The following is a 19,035-nucleotide window of genomic DNA, read 5'->3' as shown; positions in this document are numbered from 1 at the left end:
ACGGCACCGTCATGCGGAAAAGATTTTCCGTGCGAATTCTGTGGAGGGCGCCATGGCATCACCCGCCAAGCCGGATCCCCGTCTCTACAACGACGACCTCGCGCCCGCCGTGGAGCGCAAGTGGGGGACGTACAGCATCTTCGCCATGTGGATGTCCGACACCCATGCGATCAGCAACTACGCCTTCGCGGCGAGTCTGTTCGTGATCGGGCTGCCCACCTGGGAGGTCTTCCTGTCGCTGCTGGCAGGCGTCACCATCCTCCACTGGTTCATGAACCGGATGGGCCACGCGGGCCACCGCACCGGAGTGCCCTTCCCCGTGCTGGCCCGTGCCAGCTGGGGTGTGTACGGGGCCAACATCCCCGCCCTGCTGCGGGCGGTGATGGCGGTCGCCTGGTACGGAATCCAGACCTGGCTGGCCTCCGAGGCCCTGGTGCTCCTCGGCGTCCAGCTGGCGCCCTCGCTCGCCGCATACGACCACAACTCCGTCCTCGGCCTGTCCACCCTCGGCTGGATCGCCTTCCTGGTGATGTGGCTGCTGCAGGCGGTGCTGCTCACCCGGGGCATGGAGTTCATCCGCAGGGTGCAGGACTTCGCCACCGGCCCGGTGGTCTGGCTGGTCATGCTCGCCCTCGCCGTATGGCTGATCGCCAAGGCGGGCGGCGACATCTCGCTCACCCGCAGCCTGACCGGGCTGAGCGGCGGCGAACAGCTCCACCAGAGCCTGATCGCGGTCAGCCTGACCGTCGCCACCTTCCTCACCCTCGTCCTCAACTACGCCGACTTCGCCCGCTTCACCCCGGACCACCGCTCGTACCGGCGCGGCAACCTGCTGGGGCTGCCGGTGAACTTCACCGCCTTCGCCGTCGTCTCCGTCCTGATGGCGGCGGGCACGATCTCGGTCTTCGGGCAGGCGGTCTCCGACCCGGTCGAGGTCATCGCGCGGATCGACAACCCTGCGGTCACGGTGATCGGCGCGCTGTCCTTCATGATCGCCACGATCGGGATCAACGTCGTGGCGAACTTCGTCTCACCCGCATACGACTTCGCCAACCTCGCGCCGAAGTACCTCGACTTCCGGCGCGGCGGCATGATCACGGCGGTGCTCGCGATCGTGGTCATGCCGTGGAAGCTCTACTCGAGCCCGGTCGTGATCCAGTACTTCCTGGGCGCACTCGGCGCCTTCCTCGGCCCGATGGTGGCCGTCATCCTCGTGGACTACTACCTGGTGCGGCGCGGACACATCGACGTCGACGCGCTCTTCAGCGCCGACAAGGCGGGCGCGTACTACTACCGCGGGGGCTTCAACCCCGAGGCGATCATTGCCTTCGTGCCCTCCGCAGCGGTCTCGGCGGTGCTCGCCCTGGTCGAGGGGTTCGAGGACGTGGCCCCGTTCTCCTGGGTCTTCGGGATGGTTATCGGCGGCGGGATCTATGCCCTGAGATGCGCGAAGGTCCGCACCCGCGGTGAACTGACCGATATGCCGATTCCCTCGGGGGTCAGGGCGGACGGGGTCTTGACCGGGCCGACGGCGGAGTGAAAAGTTCGGAACGAAGACTTCAACAAAAAGTTGATTCCATTTGACGGAAACTCGGGCCATAGAGGGCGACCTCGGGATACGAGGGGCACTCTCGGAACAGAGGGCGAGGAGGGTGTCGGTGTCCGACGTGGGGCTGCTGCTGCGCTCGACCAAGGTGATCACCCCGGACGGCATGCGCGCGGCCACCGTGTCCACCGCCGGGGGGAGGATCACCGCCGTCCTGCCGTATGACGCCGCCGTACCGCCCGGGGCGCGGCTCGAAGACCTCGGCGACGACGTCCTGCTCCCCGGCCTGGTCGACACCCACGTCCATGTCAACGACCCCGGCCGCACCGCATGGGAGGGGTTCGGCCCGGCCACCCGCGCCGCCGCGGCCGGTGGCGTCACCACCCTGGTCGACATGCCGCTCAACAGCGTCCCGCCGACCACCACCGTCCCGGCCCTGGACGTCAAACGGGCCGTCGCCCGCCGGGCGGCCCATGTCGACATCGGGTTCTGGGGCGGCGCCGTGCCCGGGAACGCCCCGGAGCTGCGGCCGCTGCACGACGCGGGCGTCCTCGGCTTCAAGGCGTTCCTGCTCCCCTCCGGCGTGGACGAGTTTCCGCCCCTCGCCCCCGACCAGCTCCGGACCGCCCTCCGCGAGATCGCGGGCTTCGACGGACTGCTCATCGTCCACGCCGAGGACGCCCGCCACATCGACGGCGCCCCGCCGCCCACCGGCCCGCGCTACGCCGACTTCCTCGCATCCCGCCCGCGCGCCGCCGAGAACGAGGCCATCGCGGGCCTCATCGCCCTCGCCCGCGAGCTGGACGCCCGCGTCCACGTACTGCACCTCTCGTCCGCCGACGCGCTGCCGCTGATCGCCGACGCCCGCCGTAAGGGCGTCAGGATCACCCTGGAGACCTGCCCGCACTTCCTGACCCTCACCGCGGAGGAAGTCCCCGACGGCGCCACGGAGTTCAAATGCTGTCCGCCCATACGGGAGGCCGCCAACCAGGACGCCCTGTGGGCGGGCCTGGCGGCCGGGGAGATCGACTGCGTCGTCTCCGACCACTCGCCCTGTACGGCCGACCTCAAGGTCCGCGACTTCGGGCGCGCCTGGGGCGGCATCTCCTCGCTCCAGCTCGGGCTCCCCGCCGTCTGGACGGCCGCCAGGCGGCGCGGTCACACCCTCCACGACGTGGCCCGCTGGATGTCCACCGGGCCCGCCGCGCTCGTCGGTCTCGACCGTAAGGGCGCCATCGAGGCCGGGCGCGACGCCGACTTCGCGGTCCTCGCCCCCGATGAGACCTTCACCGTCGACCCCGCCGCCCTCCACCACCGCAACCAGGTCACCGCCTACGCGGGCAGAACGCTGCACGGCGTCGTACGGTCCACATGGCTGCGCGGCCGGAAGATCGCCGACCACGGCACGCCGACGGAACCCACCGGCCGACTCCTGGAGAGGCGGCCAAGGACATGAACGCGCCGCTGGACGTTCCGGCCCGCCCATGACGCCATGACCACACCGCTGGACGGTCCGATCCGCCCATGACTCCATGACCGCGCCGACGGAAAGGCAGGCCCGCACATGACCGCGCCGATCGCGCCGACCCCCCGCTTCACCGGCGACGCCGCCCCGTACGGCGGCGGCGATCCGTACGCCGACTACCGGACCGCCGAGCTCCCCTTCACCCACCTCGTGGACCTCGCCGACCGGCGGCTCGGCGGAAGCGTGATCGCGGCCAACGACGAGTTCTTCGCCGAGCGCGAGAATCTGCTGAAGCCCGAAGCGCCGCGCTTCGACCCCGAGTCCTTCGGCCACAAGGGCAAGGTCATGGACGGCTGGGAGACCCGGCGGCGGCGCGGGGCCTCGGCCGACACCCCGCATCCGGCCGAGGACGACCACGACTGGGCCCTGATCCGCCTCGGCGCGCCCGGGGCCATCCACGGCATCGTCGTGGACACGGCCCACTTCCGCGGCAACTACCCGCGCGCGGTGAGCGTCGAGGCGACGGCGGTGGACGGCACCCCGTCCCCCGACGAACTCCTCGCCGAAGGCGTCGTATGGACGGAACTCGTCCCCCGTACGCGGATCGGCGGCCACGCGGCCAACGGCTTCCCCGTCTCCGTCCGCCGCCGCTTCACCCACCTCCGCCTCAAGCAGCACCCCGACGGCGGCATCGCCCGCATCCGCGTCCACGGCGAGGCCGCCCCCGACCCGACCTGGCTCGCCGCGCTCGGCACCTTCGACCTGGTGGCGCTGGAGCACGGCGGGGCGGCCGAGGACGCCTCCGACCGCTTCTACTCCCCGCCCGCCAACTCCATCGGGCCGGGCCGCTCCCGCCGGATGGACGAGGGCTGGGAGACCCGGCGCCGCCGCGATACGGGCCACGACTGGGTCCGCTACCGCCTCGCCGCCCAGGGGATCATCCGCGCCGTGGAGATCGACACCGGCTGCTACAAGGGCAACGCACCGGGCTGGGCGGCGCTGTACGGCCTCGACGCGACGACCGGCGCGGACCCGGCCGACCACACGGCCCCGGCGTGGACCGAACTACTGCCCCGCACCCGCCTCCAGCCCGACACCGTCCACCGCTTCCTCCTGGACGCGGCCCCGCCGGTGACCCACGTCCGGATCGACATCCACCCGGACGGCGGCGTGGCCCGCCTGCGGCTGCACGGCTCACTGACCGAACACGGCGCGCGCCACCTCGCCACCCGCCACACGGACCTGACCGGCTAGCTCCCACCCCGATGGCCCTCATGAGGCCCCGACCGAACACGCGCCGGGTCGTCCCTTGATCTCGCGGCGGTACTCATGTCTGTGCCAGCCCGCCCAAGGGGGTACGGCGTGGCGATATCTTGCGATGGCTGATCCGCCAGCCGTCAGCGGTGCGCACGACGGTGTCGTCGTAGGAGACGGAACCGCAGGAGCCGTCCGCCCTGACGCCCAGCCCCTTGGACCGGGCCTGCACCCGGCCGTCCGCCGACGCCGTGAGGACGATGTTGGTGACGTGATGCGCGACGGGGTTGGCGGCTCCCAGCGCCCATCCCGCCTCCCGGACGGCGGCCACTCCCAACATCGGCTCCTGGCCGAAGTCGGTGACGTCGTAGACCACGTCGGAGGTGAACAGCTCCTCCAACCGGTCCAGGCGTCCGTCGTCGACGAAGTGACCATGCAACGAGATCAGTTCGGTGATGGCCAAGCGATCTTCAAGTGTGAGTGACACATGCGTCCTCTCCGGCCCGGCGCACGTCTTTCGGGACACGTCGCAGCCCCGTTCGCGCGTACCCATATGTGACGGTCAACCGTATCCGAATGAGGGCGGCAGCTCGCGGGAGGCGTAACGCCGCACGCCTCACTCCGGCTCCAGAGTCAACCTGCGGCCGACGATTCCGGGCCAAGTAGCGTGCGGGCCGCTTGACGTCGCTTCGCGGAGCTCCAGCGCTGAGCCAAAGGTGCTGACGGGCGCATGATTTCTGCGATATCGCGCTGCGCCGCCTCGACATACCCGGGTGGCCGGTCGGATCAAGGACAAGGCGACCGCCGAACGGCGCATCGCGGGCGAGTCTCTCAACACGGCGGATGACCTGATGACTCGCTTTTTGCCTGTCTTCGTCACCTTGCCCATTGTGGACAGAACGCTACGTGCAATTGTTCCCATTCGCTCAAGTTGGGAGTTCTGTCGAAGCCCCAGTCGTAGATGGCTCGGCAAACATGGTAGTTGCATCCGACTGGCTGGTAAAATCCCGTTGCGGCGGCGGAAGGCCCATGTTTTGTGACGGCGAATATCTTCTTGGCTCCTTCCCGGAAGGCTGCGGTCCCGCCCGTCAGCAGCAGCGTCTCGGCGTAAATGTCCTTGCGAAGGATGAACTTTTTCGCCTCCTTCGGCTTGTCCGGAATGGTGTAGTCAGCATCGAGGTCAGGAAGGTCTCGCTCCGGCACACTGGCGGTGCGGAGTTCTCGGACGGTGTTCCCCGTGTTGAGATGCTCCCGGATTCGCTTCCAGCGCGAAGGACGAAGCTGCGCTGTGCGGGGAGCCAGCACGAGGTCGAGTGGCTGCCCGTCTTGCTCGCCGATACCTACGGCCGGAGCAGTACGCATCGGCAGGTAGACCAACGATCGCGGTGATCGTGCTGCGAGCAGCCACAGTGTGCCGATGAGTCTGCCGTCCGTCCGGTCCACATACATCTCGTAATGGACACCGGCCCGGTAAAGCGCCCCGTTCTTCAGCGGTCTGGCTGGCCGGATCACACGGTACTCCGTACCTGCCAGCCGCACCTTCTGCACGGCAATCTTCACCCGCAGGCTGTCCCGGGTTAGGGGCGCCCTAGAAGCGGTCATGCTGGCACCTTCCTGTGGTCAATCCAGTCGGCTATTCCGGTGTGCCGGTGGCTCGTTGCCGCTCAACCATCGCCAGAAGCCACGCAGGCTGAGCAACAGGTTCCGGGCGGTGAAGACTTGAGAGGACCTGCCCCGGGCCCGGCGACTACCGGCTGTGTGTCCACGGCCGCAACCGCAACCACGGTGACCTCCGCTGGGATTCCGACCGCCTGCGCCGCCACCGCCTGGTCCCGGGCTAGGACACGGATGACAGCCATCTTCTCCCGCACGGTGGCGGGAATATCCGTCTTCCACCCATCTCCCGCCTCGCGGCATGCCCGTTCCACTCGTGTCGGCCCGAAGGCTGGTTCCTTGGGGGTGTTCGGTTTGTGGGTGACGATGGCCGCCAGGATGCCGATGGTGCTGGGCATCGGCCCCGGCCCCTTGGCGCGACTCGCCATGTTCGCCCTGCCCTCCCTGGCCATCGGTGTCCTGCCGGCCAGCTGGCCGGCCCGGCGCACGTCCGCTCCGGCGTGCTGTGGGCGATCGATGCGCAGTAACATCGCACAACATCCAACGAGGAGGGGCGAACTCACGTGGCGGACATGCAAGCGGCCGCGCGCAAGGCCTTTGACGCGTACGACCTCGATGCCGACGGGCGGATAACCGCTAAGGAATACCAGCAGGTCGTCGCCGAGCTGCGCGGTGAGCACCTCACCGACGAACAGGCGCAGCAATTCATCGACGTACTCGACATGGACGGCGACGGCACGATGTCGTTCGAGGAGTTCTGGGCCCCGATGCGGGGTCTCGCGGACTGACCACGGGCGTTCCGGCTCACCCCGCGCACGGCGTGCGTTCCCGCACCCCGCCCGGAACGCGCGGGGTGCCGCCCCCTGGCCTGACCGCTCAGCCCGTCGGCTTCTGGACCCCGACCGGCCTCGGGACCCCTATCGGGTTGGGGAAGCGCAGGGCCGTGGCGCAGGCGGTGGTGAGGGGGGTGAGGAGTTCGGTCAGGGTTGTCACCTGCTCGGGGGCCAGCGGGCGCCAAGGGCGTTCCGCCGCCTGGTCCGTCGCGGTCTCCGCCGTGCCGAGGAGGTCGCGTCCGGTCGCCGTCGCGGCGCCGTCCGGGGCGAGCAGGGCGCGGTCGGTCAGGCGCTGGGCGGCGGCGTGCCACTCCTGGTCGGTCCAGCCGCGGTGGGGCTGGAGTTCGGCGCGGGGGAGGTCCACGGCGGAACGGAGGACGAGGGCTTCGCAGCCGTCGAGCCCGGCGGCGACGAGGGCGGCGACATGGCCGTCGCCGCGGTGCTCGCGCAGCAGGGTCGTCGCATGCCACAGCCGTTCGAGCGGTTTGTCGGGAAAGTCCAGTGCGCCGTTCGCGGCCGCCAGCACCCGGCCGGAGCCGTCCAGCCCGGCCGCGCGCGGGACCAGGGCCTCGGCGGCGCGCTCCACCTCGCGTTCGTGTCCGGCGAGCAGCCGGGTGAGGGCCGCAGTGGCCCCCGCGCGGCGGAGCTCCAGGGCGCGCTCGGGCGCGGTCAGGGACCAGACGTCGGGCAGGGCGCGGGCCACCATCGCGGGGGCGAAGGTGAAGAAGGACGCCACGACGGGCTCGGGGCCGACCGGCCCGAGGGGCGCGGCGCGGCCAGCGAAATAGCCGCGCCAGAAGCCGCGGAGCCCGGCGTCCTCGTACGCGGCCAGGGCCTCCGGGGCGAAGTACGCGACCGCGTGGATCGGCTCGTAGAGGGCCCACATCGTGCGGGCGGTCGTCGCGGCGCTGGTGCTCGTCTCCACGTTTCCTGCTCCCTTCGGCGTCGACCCGGGGCCGGACCACGGACGGCATTGTGCCAAGCTCACGGAACCGGGTGGTCCGGGTCGGACGTTGACCCGGATGTCCGGTGATGACACCACCCGGCACCACCTGGCGCGACCCTCGAGGAGAGCGGCTGTGACTCTGCGGCAAGAGATCGTCGGCAACGCCATGCAGATGGCGGTCTGCACCCTCCACCCGGGGCAGACCGTCTACTGCGAGGCCGGAAAGTTCCTGTTCAAGACGGCGAACGTGACGATGGAGACCCGGCTGTCCGGGCCCGGCGGCGGTCAGTCCGCCGGAGGCGGTGGCGGGGGCGGCAGCGGTGCGGGCGGTGGTGCGGGCGGTGGTGCGGGCGGGATGCTGCGCCAGGCCATGGGCACCGCCATGCAGGTGGGGCAGCGGGCGCTGGCGGGGGAGTCGCTGGCGTTCCAGTACTTCACCGCCACCGGCGGCGAGGGCACCGTCGGCTTCGCGGGGGTACTGCCCGGTGAGATGCGGGCGCTGGAGCTGGACGGGGTGCGGGCGTGGTTCGCCGAGAAGGACGCCTTCGTGGCGGCCGAGTCCACCGTGGAGTTCGGGATCGCCTTCCAGGGCGGGAAGACCGGGCGCAGCGGCGGCGAGGGATTCATCCTGGAGAAGTTCACCGGGCACGGCACCGTGATCATCTGTGGTGCGGGCAACTTCATCGACCTCAACCCGGCCGACTTCGGCGGCCGGATCGAGGTCGACACGGGCTGCATCGTGGCCTTCGAGGAAGGCATCCAGTACGGCGTGCAGCGCATCGGCGGGCTCAACCGCCAGGGGCTGATGAACGCGGTCTTCGGCGGTGAGGGCCTGTTGCTGGCCACGCTGGAGGGCAACGGTCGGGTGATCCTCCAGTCGCTCACCATCGAGGGCCTGGCGAACGCCCTGAAGAAGGCGCAGGGCGGCGACAAGCAGGGGCCGACGGGCGGGATGTTCTCCACCCACGCGGGGTGACGAGCGGCCGTGGGCCACACGGCCCGCTGACTCCCCCACTTCGCGCCCGTCTACTTCGCGCCCGCCACGTAGAAGAGGAAGAAGAGGAACGCGGCGATGAAGTGGACGCCCACGAGGTAGATGAAGACCCGCACCGTGAAGGTCATCGGCGCCCGGTCCTCCTCGTCCGGGCCGGTACGGGACCGGGGCGGGGCCGCGGGGTCCTTCGGGGCGCCGGCCGTGCCCGTACCCGCACCCGTGTCGTTCGCGTCCTTCATGGCGTACCGGGCCTTCCTCGGCGAGCGGTGGTGGCGGCGCCGAGGCACAGCTCGGCCGCGCCGCTCCGCAGCAGCGTGTGGACGAAGAGCAGATCCACGCCGCCGGGTGAGGCGGCGGCGATGCGGTGTGGGGTGAGCGAGTCGAAATGGGCCGCGTCGCCCGCGGAGAGGGCGTGCACGGCCTCGCCGAGCGTCAGCCGCAGTCGGCCCCCCAGGACATAGAGCCATTCCTCGCCGGGGTGGACCCGCACCAGGTCCTCCTGGGCGGCGGAGCGCTCCGGTACGTGCAGCCGCAGCGCCTGCATGGCCCGGCCGGAGCCCCCGGCCTGCCAGTAGGTCCAGCCGCCCGCCTCCTGCGCCGCCATGCGGTCGGCCCGTACGACCGGGTCCCGCTCCGCGGGCACCTCGCCCAGCAGGTCGGATACCGTGGTTCCGTAGGTACGGGCCAAGGCCAGCAGCATCGGGAGCGAGGGCTGGCGGCGGCCCGTCTCCAGCCGGGACAGATGCGCGGGGGAGAGCCCCACCCGGTGGGCGGCGGCCTCGATCGTCAGACCGCTGCGCCGCCGCAGGTCACGCAGGCGGGGAGCGACGGTGGGCAGCTCGGCGGACGGTCCGCCGGGGTCACCGTCGGCCGGTCCGTCCGTGGGCCACTCGGCGGGCCCGTGGGGGAGCGGGTTCATGTCTCCGGTATAGCCAGCCCCTGACCTCTGGGGCAAAAGTTTTGCCCCAGAGGCAAAAGTTAAGCATCCGTTACCATCTCTGGCGCTTCGCGCAGTTCTTGTGAACTCCCCGAGAACGGCCGTCACTTGGCATTGACACGACAGCGTCTACGCGCGTCATGCTAGGTCTATGACAATCCCCCCACGGATCGCCCGCATCGGTGCCCTCGGCGCCCTCGTCTCGACGCTGCTCATCGGCGGTACGGCCACCGCGGCCACCGCCGTCACCCCGGCGGTAGCGCAGACCGTTGCGTCGTCGCAGGTCATCGCCGCCGTTGGTGATATCTGCTACTCGGATCTGCCCTCCCAGGCCCATGACACCCTGGACCTGATCGAGAAGGGCGGCCCCTTTCCGTTCCCGCAGGACGGCACCGTCTTCCAGAACCGTGAAGGCGTCCTTCCGTCCCAGTCCTCCGGCTACTACCACGAGTACACCGTGATCACCCCGGGCTCCGACGACCGTGGCGCCCGGCGCATCGTCACCGGTCAGGAGACGGACGAGGACTACTACACCGCGGACCACTACGCCTCGTTCGACCTGGTGGACCACGGCTGCTGACGCGGCCCACCGAAGCCCGGTCCCGAAGACCGCCACCCCCCGCAACCGCGGCCGCTGCCCCCACCGGGGCGGCGGCCGTGGTGCTGTGCCCGGACCTCGCCCGCCCCAGTCCCCGCCCCGTTCCCGGCCGCGTCCACGGGAACCCCACGGGGGCCATCCTCGTTGCTTCCGGATACCGTCTCGGTAGCAGCGGACGTGCGGGGAGGCATGGTGACGAAGGGTCCGGAAGTGGTCACATGCGGGGAGGCCATGCTCCTCCTGCTCGCCGAGCCCGGGGTTCCGCTCGACCGGGCCCTGCACTTCCGCAGGTCGGTTGCGGGGGCCGAATCCAATGTGGCCGTGGGCCTCGCCCGGCTCGGGCACGGTGTGCGCTGGCTCGGCCGGGTCGGCGCCGACCCCGCGGGGGAGGCGGTGCTGCGCGAGCTCCGCGCCGACTGCGTGGACGTCGCCCACGCGATCGTGGACGACCACGCCCCCACCGGGCTGCTGATGCGGGACAGCCATGCGTACCGCGCCATCGATGTGCAGTACTACCGCATGGGCTCGGCCGCCTCCCGGCTGACGCCCGAGCAGATACGCCCCGAGGCCCTTGCAGGCACCCAACTGCTGCACCTCTCCGGGATCACCCCCATGCTCTCGCCGACCGCGGCCGCCGCGAGCCGCCGCCTGGTGGAGCTGGCCCGCGAGGCCGGGGCCAAGGTGTCCTTCGACCCGAACGTACGGCACAAGCTCGGCGGCGCGGCGCAGTGGGCCCAGACGGCGGGGCCGTTGCTGCGGGACGCCGACATCGTCCTCGCGGGCGAGGAGGAGTTGGAGCTGCTCACCGCCCAACCCGCCGACGAGGCCGCGCGGGAGCTGCTGCGCGGCGGGGCCGACGAGGTCGTGATCAAGCGCGCCGACCACGCCTCGACCGTCCTCACCGCGGACGGCGGCTGGGACCAGTCGCCCCACGCGGTGCCGGTCGTCGATCCGATCGGCGCCGGTGACGGCTTCGCGGCCGGCTATCTGTCGGCGCGGCTGCGCGGGCTGCGCGTGGACCAGGCGCTCGCCGAGGCGGCGTGCGTGGCCGCCCTGGTCGTCCAGGCCGCCACCGATACGGACGGGCTGCCCACCGCCGCCGCGCGGGACCGGGCGCTCGCGGAGTTCTCCAAGACCGGGGACGGGGCATACCGCTGAACCGACCGCGGCAGCCACGCCCGCCCGAAGAGCGCGGAGGCCGCGCACCCCACAACAGCACAGCGCAGCCAGAGCAGCACCGGTAAGACGGACAGCCCAGATACCGCTACACCAAGCGCAGCACAGCACCGCGTATCGTCCATCGCACACCGAAACCGCCGCATATCCCGGAGGCAATCCGGGGCGGCATCGCCAGCAGCACCTGGGAGAGGAAAGGCGGCGACCGCCGTGTACCGCTGGGAGATCACCCGGGCCGCGCTTGTGCAGCGCGTCCTCGCCATCGTCCGTAGCGACAGCTACGACCACGCCCACGCCACGGCGGACAATTTGCTCTCCGCCGGTATCACCAGCCTGGAGATCTCGCTGACCACGCCCTTCGCCCTGGAGGCGGTCACCACCCTGATCCGGGAGGTCGGCGATGACGCCGTGATCGGCGCGGGTACGGTGCTCGACGGCGCCTCGGCCCGGATGGCGGTGGACGCGGGCGCCCGCTTCCTCGTCTCGCCGAGCCTGGACCCGGAGGTCATCCGCACCGGCCACCGCTACGGCCTGCCGGTCTTCCCCGGCGTGGCCACGCCCACCGAGGCGGTGCACGCGATGGAGCTGGGCGCGGACGCCCTGAAGCTCTTCCCCGCCTCCGCCTACGGGCCCAGATGGGTCAGCGACGTACGGGCCGCGCTGCCCCAGGCCGCCGTGGTCCCGACCGGCGGCGTCACGCTGGCCGAGGCCCCGGAGTGGGTCGCGGCCGGGGCCGTCGCCTGCGGCATGGGCTCGGCACTGTCCGAGGGCGACCGGGACACCGTGGGCAAGCGCGCCGCCGAACTGCTGGCCCGCCTCGCGGATGTGGCGCCCCCGCTGGACCCGCCGCACGAGCCGTACTGACCCCGTCGGTAGGCGCCCCGCGCGGCGCCGGTGCGCGACGGTGCGGGTCGTACGGACCGCGCCCCGCGGTGGCCCCGCTGTGGCGCCGCGTTCGCCCAGCGCCCGTGCCCCCCGTATCCCATCCCGTGGCCGACCGCTTCCCGTGGGCCGGGACTTCTGCCACCCTGAGCGCGCTGTGATCACGCGGCTCGTAGCGGCCGCCCGCCCGCGCCCAGGAGGTGCCGTGAGACGTACCGTCACGCTGTCCGCCCTCGCCGCCGTGCTCGCCGCCACCGCCGCCGGTTCGGCGCTGGCCGTGGGCACGGGCTCGAAATCCACCGCACAGGAGCAGAAACGGGCACCTGCCGAGTCGGCGCGGGCGAACGCCGCCGAGCGCGCCCGGCAGCAGCGCGGCACCCTGCTGGACCGGGTGCCCGAGCGCGGGGTGCTTCGGGTGTGCACCACGGGCGACTACCGGCCCTTCAGCCACCGCGACCCCACGTCCGGCGCCTACACCGGCATCGACATCAAGATGGCCGGGGACCTCGCCAAGAGCCTGGACGCCAAACCGAAGTACGTGCCCACCACCTGGGCCGCCCTGGTGGACGACCTCGCCGCCGGACGCTGCGACGTGGGCATGGGCGGAGTGTCGGTGACCCTCGACCGCGCCCGTAAGGCGTCCTTCAGCGAGCCGTACCTCACCGACGGCAAGACGCCGATCGTGCGCTGCGAGGACAAGGACAAGTACCAGAAGCTGGCGGAGATCGACCGGCCGGGCGTACGCGTCGTGGTCAACCCCGGCGGCACCAATGAGCAGTTCGCCCGGACCCATATCAAACAGGCCACCCTCACCGTCCATCCGGACAACACCACGATCTTCGATGAGATCGTCGCGGGCCGCGCCGATGTGATGATGACGGACGCCAGCGAGACCCGCTACCAGTCCGCGATCCACCCGGAACTGTGCGCGGTGCACCCCGATGAGCCGTTCTCCTTCTCCGAGAAGGCGTACGTACTGCCGCGCGGCGACGCCCAGTTCAAGGAGTACGTCGACCAGTGGGTCCATCTGGCCACCCACGACGGTACGTACAAGAAGTACGAGGATGAGTGGATGAAGCGATGATGCCGCGGTGATGAAGCGATGATGCCGTGGTGACGCGGCGGCGGACGCGGGAGGGACAGAGCGGCTGAAAATCTGGGCATCGCCGTAGGACTCTCGCGTCCGTCGCCCTCAGGCCGGGCCCGGAGCGGGAAGATGGCACCATGAGTCCCGCCCAGCCCGCGCGCCGCCGCTCGGACGCCGTCGCCAACCGCGCCGCCCTCCTCGACGCGGCCGAGCGGGTCCTGTTGCGCGACGGGCCCGCCGTACCGCTGGACGTGGTGGCGCGCGAGGCCGGGGTCGGCATCGCCACGCTCTACCGGAACTTCGCCGACCGCGAGGAGCTGTACGCGGCCGTCGTCCACCGCTCCTACCAACTCGTGGCCGCACTCGCCCAGGAGGCCGAGGCCAGCGCGGCGCCGCCGCTGGACGCGCTGGCGGGATTCCTGCACGGGGTGCTCGCCGAACGGCACCACTTCGCCCTGCCGCTGCTGGGCGGCCCCGGCCCGCTGTCAGCGGACGGGGCCGACCCCCTCGGTGTGCGGATCTGCCGGTCGCTGGCCGCGGTCCTGAAGCGGGGTGTCGGTGACGGCTCGATCCGCCCCGACGCCACCGCCGCCGACCTCGTCGTCACCGGCGCGATGCTCGCCCACGCCCAACTCCCGCCCGACGCCTGGGGACGCGCCGCCCGCCGCATCGCCGCGCTCGTCCTGGACGGACTGCGCGCCCGCCCCGACACCGGCCCGCTGCCCGACGGGCTCACCGGGGCCGAACTGGACCGGGTGATGACCCGCGGCGCGGGGGAAGCGGCGGCCCATTAGCCTGGCCCATCAGCTCGGCCCCAATAGCCGGTCGAGCACAGCGGGATGCGCAATTGCGCGAATCCGGGCGCGGCCCTCGTGCGGGTGCTACACGCTGGCGGATGCCGGTTGTGACGCCCTGGACCGGTGACCGTTTCCTCGCCCCGGAGAGACGACATGAGCAGTCCCCTCAGCCACCCCCTCGTGCGGACCTTCCTGTCCTCGGTCGAGCGGCGGACCGCGGCGCTTCCCGCCGCGTGGCGGGAGGAGCTGCTTGAGGACCTGCGCGAGGAGATCGCGGCGGCGCTCGCGGACGACCTCGCGGAGGCGGATGACCTCGGCGAGGGTGCCGCCGGAGACGGTGATTCCACGATCGGAGATGAGCGGGTGCGGCAGGTGCTCGACTGGATCGGAACCCCTGAGGAGATCGCGGCGGACGCGCTGGCCGAGGAGTCCGGCAGCATCCCGCCCGAGCCGGAGGACCCCGGTGCCACCTGGGTGACGCTCGGCCTCGCCGTGCTGCCCGTACCGCTGTGCCTGGTCCCGGGCGTGGGCATACCCCTCGGGCTGGTCGCCGCCCTCGGCGCGCTCGTCCGGCTGTGGCGGTCCGCGCCATGGGCCCGGCGCGAGAAGCGGCAGGCCACGCTGTTCGTCCTGTCGCCCCTGGTGACGGTGCCGGTGCTGGCGGTGGCGCTCTCCGTGGCGTTCGACGGGATCAGCGCCCCCGCGTTCGTGGCCTCCCTGCTGATGGCGCTCACCCTGCCCGTGGCCGGCGCCATACGGCTGGCCCGGTCCGCGGCCCGGCTGCGTGAGCGGGCGGGCACATGACGGCGACGGGGCGGCCGTGGCGGTGAGCATCAGCGCTATCGGTTCCGACTGATCACCTGTGCGTAGTTTGTCCTGACAACAGAACTTCACGACTTCCCGTCATGTGCTCATCCGGATACCCTCAGCCCGTGGCTATGGAGGATGAAGACGCGTCGGGCGGGGCGGAGACGCTCCAGCTCAGCGTCGACCGCAGCAGTCCGGTCCCGCTGTACTTCCAGCTGTCCCAGCAGCTCGAGGCGGCGATCGAGCAGGGGCGGCTGGCGCCGGGGAGTCTGCTGGGCAATGAGATCGAGCTGGCCGGGCGGCTCGGGCTGTCCCGCCCCACCGTCCGGCAGGCCATCTCGTCGCTGGTCGACAAGGGGCTGCTGGTGCGCCGCCGGGGCGTGGGCACCCAGGTCGTGCACAGCCAGGTCAAGCGCCCGCTGGAGCTCAGCAGCCTCTACGACGACTTGGAGGCGGCCGGTCAGCGCCCCGCCACCCATGTGCTGGTGAACACCACCGAGCCCGCCACCGCCCAGGTCGCCGCCGCCCTCGGCGTCGCCGAGGGCGAAGAGGTGGTGCTGATCGAGCGGCTGCGGCTGGCCCACGGCGAGCCCATGGCCCATCTGCGCAACCACCTCCCGGTGGGCCTGCTCAAACTGGACAGCGCCGAGCTGGAGGACACCGGGCTCTACCGGCTGATGCGCTCGGCCGGGATCACCCTGCACAGCGCCCGCCAGGCGGTCGGCGCCCGCGCGGCCACCGCCGAGGAGGGGGAGCAGCTGGGTGAGCCGGAGGGCGCGCCGCTGCTGACCATGGAGCGCACGACCTTCGACGACACCGGCCGGGCCGTGGAGTTCGGCTCCCACACCTACCGGGCCTCGCGCTACGCCTTCGAGTTCCAGCTGCTCGTACGCCCCTGAGCGCTGCCTCCCGCCTTGCGCTCCCGCCTTGCGCCGCGCTCTTTGCCCTGGGCATGTCCCGCCAGGTGTCCCGCTTGTCCTTGACGTGTCCCGCGTCCCCGGCTACAAGTCCTCAAGCCGCGCGGGCGCCGGGCCTTCGCCCACCCCGGCAGCTCCGGCGATGACCGGTGACGGATACTTGGGCGGCGGCCGGGACCGATCATGCGGTGCCCGGCCGCGAAGGTGACAGCGGGACGAACGGACACTGAGAGGGGCGGGTCTTCGTGGTGACGGTGCGGAGAGGGGCGCGGGCGATGACCGCCGCCGTGCTCGCGGCGGTGCTGGGTACGGCGTTGGCGGGCTGCAGCGATACGGGCGGCAAGCGGGCCGAGGAGCGGGCCGCCCGGGAGGCGGCCGCCGGGGGACGGGCGGCGGTCAACACCCCGAAGTGGACCTTCGCGATGGTCACCCACTCCGGCGATGGCGACACGTTCTGGGACATCGTCCAGAGCGGCGCCAAGCAGGCCGCGGTCAAGGACAACATCAAGTTCCTCTACGCCCACAACGAGGAGGGCAAGGAGCAGGCCCAGCTGGTCCAGTCCTACATCGATCAGAAGGTCGACGGCGTGATCGTCACCCTCGCCAAGCCCGACGCCATGAAGTCCGTGGTGAAGAAGGCCCGCAAGGCCGGGATACCCGTGATCACCGTCAACTCCGGCGCCGAGGTGTCCAAGGCGTTCGGCGCGCTCACCCACATCGGCCAGGACGAGACCATCGCCGGCGAGGCCGTCGGTGACGAGCTCGGCAAGCGGGGCCAGAAGAAGGCGCTGTGCGTGATCCACGAGCAGGGCAACGTCGGCCTCGAGCAGCGCTGCGACGGCGCGGCCAAGACCTTCGACGGCAAGATGGAGAAGATCTACGTCGAGGGCACCAACATGCCCGATGTGCAGTCCTCCATCGAGGCCAAGCTCCAGTCCGACAAGGGCATCGACACCGTGGTCACCCTGGGCGCGCCCTTCGCGGACACCGCCGCCAAGGCCGCCGACCAGGCGGGCAGCAAGGCCGAGATCGACACCTTCGACCTCAACGCCAAGGTGGCCGCCTCGCTCCAGAGCGGCAAGCTGGGCTTCGCCGTGGACCAGCAGCCGTACCTCCAGGGCTATGAGGCCGTGGACCTGCTGTGGCTCAACCGCTACAACGCCGATGTGCTCGGCGGCGGCAAGCCGGTGCTCACCGGTCCGCAGATCATCACCAAGGACGACGCCGCCGAGCTCGCGTCGTACACGAAGCGGGGGACCCGATGAGCGCGGAGGCACCGCCCGCGGAAGAGACGCTGTCGTCCCCGCGGCCGGTGCGCGGCTCGCTGCCGCGCCGGCTGGTGGGCCGTCCGGAGCTGGGCGCGGTCGTCGGCGCCGTGGCCGTCTTCGTCTTCTTCTCGGTCGTCGCCGACGCCTTCCTCCAGTGGTCCAGCTTCAGCACCGTGCTGTACGCCTCCTCGACCATCGGGATCATGGCGGTGCCGGTGGCGCTGCTGATGATCGGCGGGGAGTTCGACCTGTCGACCGGGGTCCTGGTGACCAGCTCGGCGCTGATCTCCTCGATGTTCTCGTACCAGATGACGGCGAACGTATGGGTCGGAGCCGGGGTGTCCCTGCTGGCCACCCTCGCGATCGGGTTCTTCAACGGCTATCTGCTGGTCCGCACCAATCTGCCGAGCTTCATCATCACCCTCGGCACCTTCCTGATCCTCCAGGGCTGCAATCTCGGCTTCACCAAGCTGATCAGCGACACCGTCTCCACCAAGAGCATCTCCGACATGGAGGGCTTTCCCTCCGCCCATAAGGTCTTCGCCTCGCATCTGACCATCGGGGACGTCGAAGTGCAGATCACCGTCCTGTGGTGGTTCGCCCTGATCGCGCTCGCCACCTGGATCCTGCTGCGCACCCGCGCCGGGAACTGGATCTTCGCGGTGGGCGGCGCCAAGGAGGCGGCCCGAGCGGTCGGCGTGCCCGTGGAGCGCACCAAGATCGGCCTCTATCTGGGCGTCGCGCTGGCCGCCTGGATCTCCGGTCAGCATCTGCTGTTCAACTACGACGTGGTCCAGTCCGGCGAGGGCGTGGGCAATGAGCTGCTGTACATCATCGCGGCCGTCATCGGCGGCTGCCTGCTGACCGGCGGCTACGGTTCGGCGGTGGGCGCTGCCGTCGGCGCGTTCATCTTCGGCATGACCAACAAGGGCATCGTCTACGCGCAGTGGGGCGCGGACTGGTTCAAGTTCTTCCTCGGGGCGATGCTGCTGCTCGCCACGCTGCTCAACTGGTGGGTCCGCAAGCGGGCGGAGGAGAGCAAGTGAGCATCTCCAAGGTATCTCAGGCATCCACGGCATCTCCGGCGTCCCGGACGGCCCTGGTCGCGCTGAGCGACATCAGCAAGTACTACGGCAACGTCAAGGCCCTGGACGGCGTCTCCCTCGAGGTGCACGCCGGGGAGATCACCTGCGTCCTCGGGGACAACGGTGCGGGCAAGTCCACCCTCATCAAGATCGTCGCGGGGCTGCACCAGCACGACGGCGGCAGCCTCGCCATCGAGGGGGAGGAGACCCGGCTCGGCTCCCCGCGCGAGGCCCTTGACCGCGGGATCGCCACGGTCTACCAGGACCTCGCCGTGGTCCCGCTGATGCCGGTGTGGCGGAACTTCTTCCTGGGTTCGGAGATCCACAGGGGCCGCGGACCGCTCCGCCGCCTCGACGTGGAGGCGATGCGCACCACGACCCACCGCGAACTGCTGCGCATGGGCATCGATCTGCGCGATGTCGACCAGCCCGTCGGCACCCTCTCCGGCGGCCAGCGCCAGTGCGTGGCCATCGCCCGCGCCGTCCACTTCGGCGCCAAGGTGCTCATCCTGGACGAGCCCACGGCGGCGCTGGGCGTCAAGCAGTCCGGCGTCGTGCTCAAGTACGTCGCGGCCGCCCGGGACGCGGGCCTCGGCGTGGTCCTCATCACCCACAACCCCCACCACGCCTATCTGGTCGGCGACCGCTTCGTGCTGCTCAAGCGCGGCGCCATGGCGGGCAGCCACGCCAAGGACGAGATCGCCCTGGAGGAGCTGACCCGGCAGATGGCGGGCGGCAGCGAGCTGGAGCAGCTCAGCCATGAGCTGGCCCGCACCCCCGCCCCCGATCTGTCGGGAGGGGTCGCCAAGGGCTGAGGGTCGTCACGGGC

Annotated in this window: 20 protein-coding genes; 15 read left to right on the top strand and 5 right to left on the bottom strand. The window is 71.0% G+C overall.

Annotation, left to right across the window (positions count from 1 at the left end; translation table 11 throughout):
- The first annotated feature begins 52 nt into the window (after positions 1-52).
- From VT50_RS19325 to alc, 3 genes are all read left to right on the top strand, one after another.
- Positions 53-1,540: an NCS1 family nucleobase:cation symporter-1 gene (locus VT50_RS19325; RefSeq protein WP_046089334.1), complete on the top strand. Its 1,488-nt coding sequence runs from the start codon at positions 53-55 to the stop codon at positions 1,538-1,540.
- A 118-nt stretch (positions 1,541-1,658) separates the two neighbouring features.
- On the top strand, positions 1,659-3,002 hold the full coding sequence (gene allB / locus VT50_RS19320; RefSeq protein WP_206269434.1) for an allantoinase AllB: 1,344 nt from the start codon (positions 1,659-1,661) through the stop codon (positions 3,000-3,002).
- A gap of 108 nt (positions 3,003-3,110) precedes the next feature.
- Positions 3,111-4,265 carry an allantoicase gene (gene alc / locus VT50_RS19315; RefSeq protein ID WP_046089336.1) on the top strand — a complete coding sequence of 385 codons (1,155 nt, stop codon included), beginning with the start codon at positions 3,111-3,113 and terminating at the stop codon, positions 4,263-4,265.
- 73 nt (positions 4,266-4,338) lie between these two features.
- On the opposite strand, the gene VT50_RS19310 is transcribed toward alc, so the two are convergent.
- Positions 4,339-4,752, bottom strand: coding sequence for a nuclear transport factor 2 family protein (locus VT50_RS19310; protein ID WP_046089337.1), 414 nt, complete (start codon positions 4,750-4,752; stop codon positions 4,339-4,341).
- Positions 4,753-5,141: 389 nt separating this feature from the next.
- Positions 5,142-5,825, bottom strand: a complete 684-nt coding sequence (locus tag VT50_RS19305; protein ID WP_240529219.1) for a hypothetical protein — start codon at positions 5,823-5,825, stop codon at positions 5,142-5,144.
- Between the two features lie 626 nt (positions 5,826-6,451).
- Here VT50_RS19305 and VT50_RS19300 point away from each other — a divergent pair.
- Positions 6,452-6,667, top strand: coding sequence for an EF-hand domain-containing protein (locus tag VT50_RS19300; protein ID WP_420822206.1), 216 nt, complete (start codon positions 6,452-6,454; stop codon positions 6,665-6,667).
- An 88-nt stretch (positions 6,668-6,755) separates the two neighbouring features.
- On the opposite strand, the gene VT50_RS19295 is transcribed toward VT50_RS19300, so the two are convergent.
- On the bottom strand, positions 6,756-7,598 hold the full coding sequence (locus VT50_RS19295) for an SCO6745 family protein (protein ID WP_046089357.1): 843 nt from the start codon (positions 7,596-7,598) through the stop codon (positions 6,756-6,758).
- A 193-nt stretch (positions 7,599-7,791) separates the two neighbouring features.
- Here VT50_RS19295 and VT50_RS19290 point away from each other — a divergent pair, with 193 nt between their 5' ends.
- On the top strand, positions 7,792-8,634 hold the full coding sequence (locus VT50_RS19290) for an AIM24 family protein (RefSeq protein ID WP_075200504.1): 843 nt from the start codon (positions 7,792-7,794) through the stop codon (positions 8,632-8,634).
- Positions 8,635-8,684: 50 nt separating this feature from the next.
- Here the strand turns inward: VT50_RS19290 and VT50_RS19285 are convergent, their stop codons facing one another.
- Both VT50_RS19285 and VT50_RS19280 read right to left on the bottom strand, forming a co-directional pair.
- The gene (locus VT50_RS19285) at positions 8,685-8,891 is read right to left on the bottom strand and encodes a DUF6126 family protein (RefSeq protein WP_046089339.1); all 207 of its coding nucleotides are present in this window, start codon (positions 8,889-8,891) and stop codon (positions 8,685-8,687) included.
- Positions 8,888-9,571, bottom strand: a complete 684-nt coding sequence (locus tag VT50_RS19280; protein ID WP_078840928.1) for a helix-turn-helix domain-containing protein — start codon at positions 9,569-9,571, stop codon at positions 8,888-8,890. The genes VT50_RS19285 and VT50_RS19280 overlap by 4 nt, the downstream gene beginning before the upstream one ends.
- A gap of 169 nt (positions 9,572-9,740) precedes the next feature.
- On the opposite strand from VT50_RS19280, the gene VT50_RS19275 reads away from it, so the two are divergent.
- The 10 genes from VT50_RS19275 (at position 9,741) to VT50_RS19230 (ending at position 19,021) form a co-directional block, all read left to right on the top strand.
- Positions 9,741-10,169, top strand: a complete 429-nt coding sequence (locus tag VT50_RS19275) for a ribonuclease (RefSeq protein WP_046089340.1) — start codon at positions 9,741-9,743, stop codon at positions 10,167-10,169.
- Positions 10,170-10,376: 207 nt separating this feature from the next.
- Entirely contained in the window at positions 10,377-11,345 is a 969-nt protein-coding gene (locus VT50_RS19270) for a sugar kinase (RefSeq protein WP_046089341.1), read from the top strand.
- Positions 11,346-11,573: 228 nt separating this feature from the next.
- A complete protein-coding gene (locus tag VT50_RS19265) occupies positions 11,574-12,227 on the top strand; it encodes a bifunctional 4-hydroxy-2-oxoglutarate aldolase/2-dehydro-3-deoxy-phosphogluconate aldolase (RefSeq protein WP_046089342.1) in 654 nt (217 codons plus the stop codon).
- Between the two features lie 223 nt (positions 12,228-12,450).
- Positions 12,451-13,329, top strand: a complete 879-nt coding sequence (locus VT50_RS19260) for a transporter substrate-binding domain-containing protein (RefSeq protein ID WP_046089343.1) — start codon at positions 12,451-12,453, stop codon at positions 13,327-13,329.
- 140 nt (positions 13,330-13,469) lie between these two features.
- On the top strand, positions 13,470-14,126 hold the full coding sequence (locus tag VT50_RS39995; RefSeq protein ID WP_053048764.1) for a TetR/AcrR family transcriptional regulator: 657 nt from the start codon (positions 13,470-13,472) through the stop codon (positions 14,124-14,126).
- A 156-nt stretch (positions 14,127-14,282) separates the two neighbouring features.
- The gene (locus tag VT50_RS19250; RefSeq protein ID WP_046089344.1) at positions 14,283-14,933 is read left to right on the top strand and encodes a DUF1700 domain-containing protein; all 651 of its coding nucleotides are present in this window, start codon (positions 14,283-14,285) and stop codon (positions 14,931-14,933) included.
- A gap of 134 nt (positions 14,934-15,067) precedes the next feature.
- Positions 15,068-15,835, top strand: a complete 768-nt coding sequence (locus VT50_RS19245) for a GntR family transcriptional regulator (protein WP_046089345.1) — start codon at positions 15,068-15,070, stop codon at positions 15,833-15,835.
- 293 nt (positions 15,836-16,128) lie between these two features.
- Positions 16,129-17,118: a sugar ABC transporter substrate-binding protein gene (locus tag VT50_RS19240; protein ID WP_046089346.1), complete on the top strand. Its 990-nt coding sequence runs from the start codon at positions 16,129-16,131 to the stop codon at positions 17,116-17,118.
- Positions 17,115-18,167 (top strand): ABC transporter permease, encoded by a 1,053-nt coding sequence (locus VT50_RS19235; protein WP_046089347.1) that lies wholly within the window; start codon positions 17,115-17,117, stop codon positions 18,165-18,167. Before VT50_RS19240 ends, VT50_RS19235 begins: the two co-directional genes overlap by 4 nt.
- A gap of 2 nt (positions 18,168-18,169) precedes the next feature.
- Positions 18,170-19,021 (top strand): ATP-binding cassette domain-containing protein, encoded by an 852-nt coding sequence (locus VT50_RS19230; RefSeq protein ID WP_046089361.1) that lies wholly within the window; start codon positions 18,170-18,172, stop codon positions 19,019-19,021.
- Positions 19,022-19,035 lie beyond the last annotated feature (14 nt).

Origin of the sequence: Streptomyces antioxidans (assembly GCF_000968685.2) — a bacterium.
Classification (GTDB): Bacteria; Actinomycetota; Actinomycetes; order Streptomycetales; family Streptomycetaceae; genus Streptomyces; species Streptomyces antioxidans.
Note: the sequence above shows the minus strand (reverse complement) of the source record. Positions and strands in the feature narration are given on the sequence as shown.

Excerpts from the sequence above, each read along its gene's own strand:
- VT50_RS19300 (WP_420822206.1), top strand. The coding sequence starts at position 6,452 with ATGCAAGCGGCCGCGCGCAAGGCCTTTGACGCGTACGACCTCGATGCC.
- VT50_RS19240 (WP_046089346.1), top strand. The coding sequence starts at position 16,129 with ATGACCGCCGCCGTGCTCGCGGCGGTGCTGGGTACGGCGTTGGCGGGC.
- VT50_RS19295 (WP_046089357.1), bottom strand. The coding sequence starts at position 7,598 with ATGTGGGCCCTCTACGAGCCGATCCACGCGGTCGCGTACTTCGCCCCG.
- VT50_RS19235 (WP_046089347.1), top strand. The coding sequence starts at position 17,115 with ATGAGCGCGGAGGCACCGCCCGCGGAAGAGACGCTGTCGTCCCCGCGG.
- VT50_RS19280 (WP_078840928.1), bottom strand. The coding sequence starts at position 9,571 with ATGAACCCGCTCCCCCACGGGCCCGCCGAGTGGCCCACGGACGGACCG.
- VT50_RS19250 (WP_046089344.1), top strand. The coding sequence starts at position 14,283 with ATGAGCAGTCCCCTCAGCCACCCCCTCGTGCGGACCTTCCTGTCCTCG.
- VT50_RS19275 (WP_046089340.1), top strand. The coding sequence starts at position 9,741 with ATGACAATCCCCCCACGGATCGCCCGCATCGGTGCCCTCGGCGCCCTC.
- VT50_RS19325 (WP_046089334.1), top strand. The coding sequence starts at position 53 with ATGGCATCACCCGCCAAGCCGGATCCCCGTCTCTACAACGACGACCTC.
- VT50_RS19285 (WP_046089339.1), bottom strand. The coding sequence starts at position 8,891 with ATGAAGGACGCGAACGACACGGGTGCGGGTACGGGCACGGCCGGCGCC.
- VT50_RS19270 (WP_046089341.1), top strand. The coding sequence starts at position 10,377 with ATGGTGACGAAGGGTCCGGAAGTGGTCACATGCGGGGAGGCCATGCTC.
- VT50_RS39995 (WP_053048764.1), top strand. The coding sequence starts at position 13,470 with ATGAGTCCCGCCCAGCCCGCGCGCCGCCGCTCGGACGCCGTCGCCAAC.
- VT50_RS19245 (WP_046089345.1), top strand. The coding sequence starts at position 15,068 with ATGGAGGATGAAGACGCGTCGGGCGGGGCGGAGACGCTCCAGCTCAGC.
- alc (WP_046089336.1), top strand. The coding sequence starts at position 3,111 with ATGACCGCGCCGATCGCGCCGACCCCCCGCTTCACCGGCGACGCCGCC.